Genomic DNA, 9367 nt, shown 5'->3' with positions numbered 1-9367 from the left:
TCCATGGCAGGGCTCCGAGGTTGGTTCAGAGCACCATCATGCCGCTTCCACCGCGCGACGCACCCCGAATACCCCATCTGAGCCCCGCGCGCCGCCGGGCTTGTGTCGCTTACGTCGTTGCCGAGCACGGTGTGTCCGAACGTTTCGCCTGCCGCGTCCTGGGGCAGCATCGTTCGACGCAACGCAAGACCGCCGTGGTGGTCGAGGACGAAGCTGCTCTGACGGCCGCGATCATCGCATTGGCCGTCCAGTACGGGCGCTACGGCTACCGTCGGATTACGGCCTTGCTCCGGCGTGACGGCTGGACGGTGAACGTGAAGCGGGTCGAACGGATCTGGCGCCGTGAAGGGCTCAACGTCCCGGCTCGCCAACCAAAGCGGGCACGCCTTTGGCTCAACGACGGCTCCTGCCTGCGACTACGGCCCGAGCGGCCTGACCACGTCTGGTCCTACGACTTCGTCGAGCGCCGGACGCACAATGGGCGCAAGTACCGGATGCTGAACGTCATCGATGAGTTCACCCGCGAGTGCCTGGCCATCCGGGTCGCCCGTAAGCTCAAGGCGCTGGACGTGATCGACGTGCTCTCGGATCTGTTCAGTTTGCGCGGCGTGCCCGGTCATATCCGCTTGGACAACGGGCCGGAGTTCATCGCCAAGGCCGTACAGGACTGGATCGCGGCGGTGGGATCGACGACCGCCTACATCGAACCGGGCAGTCCGTGGGAGAACGGGTATTGCGAGAGCTTCAACGCGAAGCTGCGCGATGAACTTCTCGACTGCGAGGTGTTCTATACCCTGAAGGAAGCCAGCGTCGTGGTCGAGCAATGGCGGCGGCACGACAACAGCATCCGACCGCACTCGTCGCTCGGCTACCACCCGCCTGCACCGGAGGCCGTCATGTGGCCAACGGAACCGAGCAGCTCAGCGCCGCTCGCACAACTCGCCATCGTCACGCGACCGACGATGCACTAACTTCGAACCTGGGCCACCGAATGGGGGCAGACCAGGAACGTGGGGAACGCGAGATCAGCGGTAGAGGGTTAGAACTGCTGATGCTTCAACGAGTTAGTTGGAGCGGGCGATCGGGATCGAACCGACGACATTCAGCTTGGGAAGCTGACGTTCTACCACTGAACTACGCCCGCACGACGCGGAGAGGAGGCCGCGACGGTAGCCGCCAGGGCCACGAGCGAGACCATATCAGACCTACATCCGTTGTCCACGGGTCGGCGGCGCCAGGGACACCCAGGCGTACGTTCACAAGGCTAGGGGTTTCCGCTAGGTTCCGACTACCTTCCCGGCTTGGCCGCCCGCGCGCCCGTCGCGGCGTAGCATCGGCCGAACGTTCTCCATACGTCCCCCATACAGGATGCCAACCCTGCGCATGACGGCCAGCACGTGACGACGATCGACGAAACTCCAGGCCCGAGCCGGAACGCCCGACTTATTCTAGCGTCGGCCTCACCCCGGCGCCTCGCACTCCTGCAGCAGGTCGGCATCGACCCCGATGCCCTACTGGCATCCGATATCGATGAGACGCCACGCAAATCGGAGACGCCGCGCGAGCTCGCCCGACGCCTTGCGCGCGAAAAACTCGCGGCCGCCGGGGCTGCAGCGCGGCGGCGGGATGACATGCGCGAGGCCTTCCTCGTTGCGGCGGATACGGTCGTGGCAGTGGGGCGTCGGGTGCTCCCCAAGGCCGAGCTGCCGGGTGAGGCGGCCGATTGCCTGCGGCTGCTCTCCGGGCGCCAGCACCGGGTCTACACGGCCGTCTGCCTCCTCACGCCCCAAGATGTCCGGCGTGAGCGGGTGGTCGAGACCCGGGTGCGCTTCAAGCGACTGTCCTCCCGCGACATCGAGGCTTACCTCGCTTCCAACGAGTGGCGCGGCAAGGCCGGAGGCTACGCTATTCAGGGTCTGGCCGGGGCCTTCGTGGTCAAGCTCGTGGGATCGTACAGCGCGGTGGTCGGGTTGCCGCTCTACGAAACAGTCAGTCTCCTGGATGGGGAGGGCTTTCCAGTCCGCAGTGCCTGGGGAGGTCCCGCATGAGCGATCCGAACCCTGGCCGCAGACGCTCTGGACCCACGCAGCTCGACCTGTGTCCGATCTGCAAGAAGGCGTCCGAGCCTGCCTACGTTCCGTTCTGCTCCGCCCGCTGTGCCGATATCGACCTCGGCCGTTGGCTTACTGACCGCTACGCCATCCCCACCGCAGAGGATGAGGACGAGGACGCCGATGGCGTCGAGCCGCGCCCGGATCAGACCGCCTGAAGATCGTCGCTCCGGCGCGAAAAGCGCCCGTCAAAATCTCTTCCAATCGAGGCTGGACAGGCTGCAATCCACCCCCTATACCCCCGCTCCAGCCGGTGCCGCTTACGCGAACCGGCTGAGGCCCAGGTAGCTCAGTTGGTAGAGCATGCGACTGAAAATCGCAGTGTCGGCGGTTCGATTCCGTCCCTGGGCACCATCTAATTTCTAAGCTCAAGCAATCACTTAGCTTTCCGATATTCCTCCCGCACCTGGGTCGATGGTGCGGGATAAATCGGTGCCTGCCGGGCCAAGCGAGCGTTGTCCGCGGTCCGTGTGTAGACTGCGCTTTCCCGGCTCCCAGGCGTCCATCCGTACAGCGCATTTAGTTGCGCCTCGGTGGCTCCTGCTTCCGCATATCGGCGGGCTCCAGCCTTCCGAAGGCCGTGGGCGGATCCTGGCATCCCGGCATCGCGACAAACGGTCCTGAACCAATTTCCAAACGATTCTTTTGTGAAGGCCCTTCCGTGCTCGCTGATGATGAAGGCGAGATCGCCCGTCGGTGTCGCCGCGATCGAATCAGCAAGGGCCTGCCGAATCGGTAACGTCACCACGGCGCCCGTCTTTTCCGTTCGGATCGAGATCTCGCCATTCCGGAGATGCTGCCGTCCGAGCCTTACCGCGTCCCCGCGCCGTAGGCCGGTATAGAGCAGGATGTCGAAGGCGAGCCGTTGCCGTGTGCCGAGCGGCCATCGCGCCTCGAACCGAGCGAGCTCATCCTCCGTCCAGCTATGGAAGCCGATGTCGTTGTTTTCGCCCGTCAGGAGCTTCACGCCTTCGGTCGGATTGACCTTGACGTGATCACGATCCACCGCCCACCCGAAGAGGCCTCGCATCGCCTTCAGGAAGGTGTTGGCGGCGTGAGGCTTGTCTCGGCGGGCATCGCGCCCTGCCAGGATTGATGCGCGGTTGATGGACCTTGCGGGCTCTGAACCGGATTTTTGTTCGATTACCCGGTAGACTGCATGGCGCTGCTTCCGCGTGGCCGCGCTGAGATCAGACCACTCAGCGCTCGCGACGCATCTCGCTATGAGCCAGGCGAGCGATCCTGTCTCAGGCCCCTTCGCCTCAACCGGCGCCCCCTCTACTGCAAGCCGGTATTCCCGCCAGAACGCCTCGGAGCCGTAAGGCTCGTTCATCCGTATGCGTTTGCCTTGGCCGCGGCGGACGTACCAAACGACGCGATCATGGCGCGTGGTTTCGCGGACGAGATGAGGCGGTCGACGGCGAGGCATGTCGGTAGTCATAAAGGCACCACCCGATCCTCATTGGCAACTTCCGTAGCCTTAGCGGCCTCACGGTGCCCTTCCGGCCTAGGAAGTGTCTCCAAGGCGATGCCGTCCTGCCGAACGACAACACAGTGCACAGAGAGTCCCGCGGCCTGCAAAGCCCGAATCGCACGTGCGATGTCGGCTTGAGTCACGCTTGCAGCCCTACGCGGCATTCGTAGAACCTCCGATAGCTACAGGGAGCGAATGGTGCGGATTAGGATGGTCTGAAGGCTGGACCTGAGCTAAGTGCTCGCTTCAACAGCCTCTCGAGCGGTGTCGCCTCAAACCCGCTCATATAGAACGACTTGGAGTTATCGTTGTCGGATAGCTTGATCCCCGCTGCGGAACCTGCAGAGGAAGCATCTCCTGAGTTTCCGGGCTTAGCAGAGTTTATTTTTGACGCGCCTCTATACGCAAGTTATTCGCTCATTGATGGGAGCGCTTTCCCATTGTTCCAGCAGCCCGGGACAGCCGATGGGCACTGCTGTTACTGCAATGATAGATCTACCTTTAGAAGAGCCCAAAATTCTGGACAGCAATATTCATCGCTCGCCTATGTCGGAGATCGAGTCTGTACATCGATTTGGGTATGTGCTCGGAATCCATACCATCAAATCACTTTATATCTGCGGAAAGCAAGTTCAAAGGTTTTGAAGATTGGTCAGGAGCCCTCTCTTGCTGACATAGCGCATGATGCGGCGCGTGAGTACAGATCCATTCTTAAGGGGCAGGATAGAAATGAGCTTAGCAAAGCGATAGGTCTTGCTGCTCATGGAGTGGGAGTTGGTTCTTTTGTCTATATGCGGAGAGTATTTGAGAGGCTAATCTATAAAAGGTTTGAAACTTCTGGAATTCAAGACCCGGATTTCGGAAGAAAGCGGATGGGTGAAAAAATTGATACGCTCAGAGAGCACCTTCCTAGGTTTTTGATAGAGAACAAGGAAATCTATCAGATACTGAGTGTTGGCATTCATGAGCTTTCTGAGGCTGAATGCCTCTCTTTTTATCCTATCATGTACGAGTCAATCATTATAATACTTGAGGAAGATCGACGTAAATTCGAAGACAATGAAAGGCGTTCACGCCTTTCTCAAGCAATCAAGGCCTTTTCCCCGAAGACCTGACGCATAATCAACAAGCATTGTACCGTCGAAGCACGCCTTCTACGACTGCCGAGATACCAAGGATGATGCACGTCTCGCGGGTGACTCGGTCAATGCGAGGCTCCATCTCCCAATCATTTTGCCCGCGTATCGGAACGAGCGCGAGGGGTCCGAGATCATCGAGATTTCGATCCGCTCGAAAGTGCATTTCAATGTATCTAACGATTGCACTTGACAGCATCGCGCCATTGCCGGTGATCGTTAGGCCCACTGTCGCCATCTCGGCAATGACTGCGACGTGCAGGGCGTCCGACAGGCTGTAACTCCTGTCGGTACCGCGTCCGACCGCTACAACCGGGATGCAGCCGCGGATCTGCCATCTCTGAATCGTGGCCTTGTCGACTTCGGAAATCTCGGCAAGTCCGGTGAGATTGAACGTCTTGCGAAGCAGGGGCCAGCGCATCGTATCACCCTGTGATGGTCGCCCTGTACCCGATGATGCGGAGAAACGCCCCGGCGTCGGGGTCGTGAGTGCCGGTGTCAGCACCGTCCTGGAGGAGGGTGATTCGCTCCTCGCCGCTACCAGCATGTCGAAGGCCCTTCAGTGCAGCGATCACGGTATCAGCAAGGCGATCCGCCTCGAGGTATGAAGCGGCTGCGCACAGGATGTTGAGGGTCGCGTACCGCGCCGGTAGCGGGCCGCCCGCGCCGTAGTGCTGCCGGCCGGTCGCCTGGCGCACGACGATGCGGGGAAGCTCGCTGTCCGGCGTCCACTCCGGCTCTATGCGGTCGCCCACGATTGCGCCCACGGCCGGAGATGCCAGGAGCGCGCGGACGGTGAGGACGGTGGCGGAGGTCACGCTACGGCCTCGGCCGGCCAGCGCCTCACGATGCGCGTGCTGATGCCGTCCCGGCTGATGCTGGTAAGCTGGATGAACGCACCGACAGGAGGATCCTTGAAATCCTTGAGCTTCAATGCTCGTTGCTTCTCCACGAGGATCACCGCCGCGGAGACGGGATTCATGGACAGATTCCCGATGCTATCCTCCATGGCGGCGAGATCGATGGTGCCATCATCGGGAGACGTCAGATACTCATCCTCCAGGTGGATCCTGTATTCCCAAGCCTCAACGTCATTCGAGGAGTGGCTTGGGACGTAATACGTCTCCAGCCTGCCACGCCGTTCCGACCATCCTGCGATGACGAACTCCGACCGTGGGTAGTGCACCGGGGCGCCTATCGCCTCCATGTAGGCGAGGCAGGAGAGGTGGACCGCCTTGCAGAAGTCTCCAATTCGCTCGACGAGGACATCGAACGATTTGAATTCCAGAGATGCTCTTGAACCTGCCATCTCGATGAGAGTGCAGGATCCTCGGGCCGTGATGACGGCTGGCAAATGGCCGAGAATGGCGACTTTTTGCATCGCTGCGAAACCGTCGCCGAAATTGTTATAGACTTGGCCATCGGTCGCGATGTGCACCACGTCTCTGTTCGGGAACACGTTAATTGCTGACATGGTGTTTTCTCCTCCTGGAGTGAAGCTTGCAGGCGCCAACGAGGGGCGTCGCGCCGATGACGAAGGCCCCTTGAGCCACAAGCGCCGCGGCAGCGGATCCCGCGAGCGCCCCTGGCAATGCCGCGGCGACCAAGCCCCCGAGCGGTCCGGCGAAGGCAGCAAGGGCCAAACCCGCGATGCCGGCGACTACGGCGAGAGGACTTTTGCCCCTGGAGCCTCCCGACGCTCCGCCACCCCCGAGGGGCAGGTAGACGATGAGAACTTCGCATTCCCTCGGCAGGTACCGGCGCGGCCATGCCTTCGGCACACCGGGTGTTACGATCCGGTCGGCCTCATCGCGGACCGGCGCCACCTTCCAGCCGCGGGCCACCCATAATTCGTTCAGGGGGCGATCAAAATCCTGTCGGCGCCGGATCGCCACCATGAAGGGGCGCGACCGGTCGACGTGGCGATTGATCACCTGCGGCAGGCGCAGGCCTTTGGTGCCGAGCTCAATCGGGGCGGCAACTGCTTGCCCCCCTGCATTTACCTGCGAGATGATCATCAGGCGCCCCTGAGAGTGCCGCGAGCACCGATGCCATCGGCCAGAGCACCGCGGTTTCTAGCGACACGGCCGCCCATCCGGCGCTCCACCATGTCGGCGACTACCTCAAGGCTTCCGTCAGGCCGGCGCTCCTGGCGGACGTTGCCCACCTTGTCGCCGCCGGGCGCCTCGTTGATCGTGACGCCGATCGGCGGGAGCGTCGCAGCGTTGCCAGCGGCCGTGGCCTGCATCGAAGCCGTCGAGGCCGCCATCATCGCAGCCATCGAGACACCGGCGCCGGCCGCCGCGATGCCGCCCTTGGCGAATGCCGGAATCTGATCCGCGTTCATGGCCTCGATCAGGGGGCGGTGCTTGGCCGTGGCGCTCGCCTTGACGATGCTTTCGCCCTTCGACACCCGCGCCAAGATGCTGTCGGAGGTGCCGGTCCCGGGCCCGTCGATGATCCCGAGCGCCGAGACGCCGGCCGCGAAGGTCGGCAGGGTGGTGAGGCCGAACAGGCTTCCGAGGTTCAGGCCCTTGACGCTCTCCCCGATTCCGCCACCGCCGCCGAACAGGCTGGAGAGGGCGCCGGTCCCCCCGCTCTTTCCAAACAGGCTGTCGACCAGCGCGTTGATGGAATTGTCCGCCAGCCGGTCGAGCACACGCCCCAGGGCATTGTTCAGGATGTCGAGGGCCGACGCGCCGTTCTTAATGTCGTTGTAGAAGCCACCGAACACCTCCCGGGCGCCGGAGCGCAGATTCTCCTGGCCCTCGCGCAGATCGTCCAGCTTCTCGCGCTGCTCTGCCAAGGCGGTCGATGCCTCGCGGATCCGCTTGGTCTGCTCGTCGGTGAGTTTCGTGCCATTCTGTTTGGCGATCTCCTCCGCCTTTGCGAGCTCGATGGAGATGCGGCGCTCGACGGCGCTCTTGCCGTAGGCGTCGGCCTCCGCCTTCAGCGCAGCCGCGGATTTCTCCAGGCTTCCCACGAAAGTCTCGATCGCGCTGATTTCTGAACTCGTCGGCGCCTTGGCCTTCGGGGCGCTCAGAGAGGGCAGGGACCGGGAGGTGTCGGCCTTCGGCTTCACTGCGATCTGGAGCGGCCCGCCGGCGCTCGCGTCCTTCGGCACCGCAGGCTTGTCCGTCGCCTCGAGGCCGCCGTTCAACATGCGCTCGATGCGCGACTGCTCGCCCTTATCGATCAGCACAGCCTTGTCCATGTAATCGCGCAGGGTGGCGAACACGTTGGAGTTGCCGAGGCTGCTTAGTACCTTCCCGATGCCGGACACCCATTCGTAGAGCCGGCCCGCAACGGCGGCCGCGCCCGCGATCTGCTCTTTGATGTCGACCCAGCCGGCAAGCTGCTGCTGCTGCCAGAACGCGATATCGCGCTGAATCGGAGCAAGGCCGCTCTCCAGCGTGCGCTGTGCCTCCTCCAGGCGACGGTTCAGATTCTCCGCCCGCTGGATCTCCTCGGGCGGGATGATTCGACCCTGATCACCGGCCGCGAGTCCGTCGAGGGCTCGACGCATGGCCCCGACCATGTCGACACCCGTCCGAAGCTTGGTCTCGAACTCGTCCCCGAACATGGTCCGCGCCAGATCGAACGCCGCCAGGTTGGCGCCCTTGGCCCGCAGTTGGTCCATCAGGTCGAGGATGGCCTTGATCCGGGCTTCCTGGCTGTCCGCGTTCGTGAAGCGGTCGAGGTCCACCGCACCGAGGTTTCCCGCCTTCACGTTCTGCTGGAGCCGGTCCAGGATCGGGCTGGAGGCCTTGCCGTCACCCTGGCCGATGGTGACCGTGGACGCCTCGCGCGCCTTGTCGAGCATCGCCGTGAGGGCGCCGACTTCCGTCCCGAGCGCCTTTGCCTGACCCGTGAGGGATTGCAGGAACGTCGTTCCCACACCGGCCCCGCGGGCATCCGCGGCGATCTTCACCAACTCGGCCAGGCGCTCCTGCGCAGCCTTTGCGGCGTCGCCGACGGCATCCACCGCGACCTTGAGCGCCACGAACCCGGCGACACCGGCGGCAAGCCCCATCGCGGCCGGTGAGATGGCGGCCGCCATCTGCCTGCCGAAGCTGAGTCCGACGTTGCGGGCCGTGGCCGCGAACGCCTTGTCGATCCCGGTCGCGGCCGCAGCATAGCGTGCCCCGATCGACGCCGCGGTCTGCGACGCGATGCCAAGCGCGGCCTTCAGGCTATTTTCCAGCGGTCGCGTGTTCCCGCCGATCTCGATAGCAAAACCGGACATCAGGAATTCCCCACTTCGTCGTTTACGGCGCCGATCACGTCTTCTCCGAAGCGCTCGCGGGCGGCATCGACCACGGGCCAGAAAAATGGATGGGCAGGGGTGTGCAGGGTGCCGTGCTCCACAAGCACCGCCTCATCGGTGATGCCGCTCGACGTGGGGCGCGTCGTCAGTTCGGTGCCCCCGGCCCGCACGGTCACCGTGCCGTCGTCGTTCGACTCCGCGCGGATGCTGTCCCGCAGGTTTCCGGACTCGACGGGCACCCGGCTCCGCATGTCCTCCACCATCTCATCGGCGATCTTCCTCGAGCTCGCAGCGGTCGCGGCCTTGGCGACCTTGACGATATTCGAGAATTGGCCGGCGAGACTGAGGAGGCCGGTCACTTTCGCCGAGATCATGCCGC

The 9367-nt window shown here is 63.1% G+C and carries 11 protein-coding genes and 2 tRNA genes; 5 read left to right on the top strand and 8 right to left on the bottom strand.

Translation table 11 applies throughout. The annotated features are described in order from the left end of the window. On the top strand, positions 1–971 hold a 971-nt coding region (locus AC6EUL_RS19265), incomplete at its 5' end, for an IS3 family transposase (RefSeq protein WP_499872045.1). A 98-nt stretch (positions 972–1069) separates the two neighbouring features. Here the strand turns inward: AC6EUL_RS19265 and AC6EUL_RS19260 are convergent. Then, positions 1070–1144 (bottom strand) — tRNA-Gly (locus AC6EUL_RS19260). A gap of 262 nt (positions 1145–1406) precedes the next feature. Here AC6EUL_RS19260 and AC6EUL_RS19255 point away from each other — a divergent pair. From AC6EUL_RS19255 to AC6EUL_RS19245, 3 genes are all read left to right on the top strand, one after another. After that, the gene (locus AC6EUL_RS19255) at positions 1407–2048 is read left to right on the top strand and encodes a Maf-like protein (protein ID WP_056217958.1); all 642 of its coding nucleotides are present in this window, start codon (positions 1407–1409) and stop codon (positions 2046–2048) included. Next, the gene (locus AC6EUL_RS19250; protein ID WP_056497151.1) at positions 2045–2269 is read left to right on the top strand and encodes a DNA gyrase inhibitor YacG; all 225 of its coding nucleotides are present in this window, start codon (positions 2045–2047) and stop codon (positions 2267–2269) included. The genes AC6EUL_RS19255 and AC6EUL_RS19250 overlap by 4 nt, the downstream gene beginning before the upstream one ends. Positions 2270–2389: 120 nt before the next feature. Continuing rightward, positions 2390–2465: transfer RNA gene (locus AC6EUL_RS19245), tRNA-Phe, on the top strand. A gap of 22 nt (positions 2466–2487) precedes the next feature. Here AC6EUL_RS19245 and AC6EUL_RS19240 read toward each other — a convergent pair. Further along, positions 2488–3444, bottom strand: coding sequence for a tyrosine-type recombinase/integrase (locus AC6EUL_RS19240; RefSeq protein WP_499872043.1), 957 nt, complete (start codon positions 3442–3444; stop codon positions 2488–2490). A gap of 782 nt (positions 3445–4226) precedes the next feature. On the opposite strand from AC6EUL_RS19240, the gene AC6EUL_RS19235 reads away from it, so the two are divergent. Then, the gene (locus AC6EUL_RS19235; protein WP_499872040.1) at positions 4227–4700 is read left to right on the top strand and encodes a hypothetical protein; all 474 of its coding nucleotides are present in this window, start codon (positions 4227–4229) and stop codon (positions 4698–4700) included. Between the two features lie 7 nt (positions 4701–4707). On the opposite strand, the gene AC6EUL_RS19230 is transcribed toward AC6EUL_RS19235, so the two are convergent. Genes AC6EUL_RS19230 through AC6EUL_RS19205 form a run of 6 tightly spaced genes read right to left on the bottom strand, consistent with a single transcriptional unit; the run spans position 4708 to position 9362 of the window. Then, on the bottom strand, positions 4708–5142 hold the full coding sequence (locus tag AC6EUL_RS19230; RefSeq protein ID WP_499872038.1) for a MerR family transcriptional regulator: 435 nt from the start codon (positions 5140–5142) through the stop codon (positions 4708–4710). A 4-nt stretch (positions 5143–5146) separates the two neighbouring features. Further along, positions 5147–5539, bottom strand: coding sequence for a tail completion protein gp17 (gene gp17 / locus AC6EUL_RS19225; protein ID WP_499872036.1), 393 nt, complete (start codon positions 5537–5539; stop codon positions 5147–5149). Further along, a complete protein-coding gene (locus AC6EUL_RS19220) occupies positions 5536–6195 on the bottom strand; it encodes a hypothetical protein (protein WP_499872035.1) in 660 nt (219 codons plus the stop codon). Before AC6EUL_RS19220 ends, gp17 begins: the two co-directional genes overlap by 4 nt. After that, on the bottom strand, positions 6182–6739 hold the full coding sequence (locus AC6EUL_RS19215; RefSeq protein ID WP_499872033.1) for a hypothetical protein: 558 nt from the start codon (positions 6737–6739) through the stop codon (positions 6182–6184). Before AC6EUL_RS19215 ends, AC6EUL_RS19220 begins: the two co-directional genes overlap by 14 nt. Next, positions 6739–8967, bottom strand: coding sequence for a hypothetical protein (locus AC6EUL_RS19210; protein ID WP_499872030.1), 2229 nt, complete (start codon positions 8965–8967; stop codon positions 6739–6741). The genes AC6EUL_RS19215 and AC6EUL_RS19210 overlap by 1 nt, the downstream gene beginning before the upstream one ends. Next, positions 8967–9362, bottom strand: coding sequence for an HK97-gp10 family putative phage morphogenesis protein (locus tag AC6EUL_RS19205; RefSeq protein WP_499872029.1), 396 nt, complete (start codon positions 9360–9362; stop codon positions 8967–8969). The genes AC6EUL_RS19210 and AC6EUL_RS19205 overlap by 1 nt, the downstream gene beginning before the upstream one ends. Positions 9363–9367 lie beyond the last annotated feature (5 nt).

The sequence above is a fragment of the Methylobacterium sp. 001424705 genome (assembly GCF_059816145.1).
This window is presented reverse-complemented; position numbering and strand designations above follow the sequence as displayed.

What these genes read in the sequence shown, in the direction of transcription:
- AC6EUL_RS19250 (WP_056497151.1), top strand. Translation starts at nt 2,045, where the DNA reads ATGAGCGATCCGAACCCTGGCCGCAGACGCTCTGGACCCACGCAGCTC.
- AC6EUL_RS19240 (WP_499872043.1), bottom strand. Translation starts at nt 3,444, where the DNA reads ATGAACGAGCCTTACGGCTCCGAGGCGTTCTGGCGGGAATACCGGCTT.
- AC6EUL_RS19230 (WP_499872038.1), bottom strand. Translation starts at nt 5,142, where the DNA reads ATGCGCTGGCCCCTGCTTCGCAAGACGTTCAATCTCACCGGACTTGCC.
- AC6EUL_RS19220 (WP_499872035.1), bottom strand. Translation starts at nt 6,195, where the DNA reads ATGTCAGCAATTAACGTGTTCCCGAACAGAGACGTGGTGCACATCGCG.
- AC6EUL_RS19215 (WP_499872033.1), bottom strand. Translation starts at nt 6,739, where the DNA reads ATGATCATCTCGCAGGTAAATGCAGGGGGGCAAGCAGTTGCCGCCCCG.
- AC6EUL_RS19210 (WP_499872030.1), bottom strand. Translation starts at nt 8,967, where the DNA reads ATGTCCGGTTTTGCTATCGAGATCGGCGGGAACACGCGACCGCTGGAA.
- AC6EUL_RS19205 (WP_499872029.1), bottom strand. Translation starts at nt 9,362, where the DNA reads ATGATCTCGGCGAAAGTGACCGGCCTCCTCAGTCTCGCCGGCCAATTC.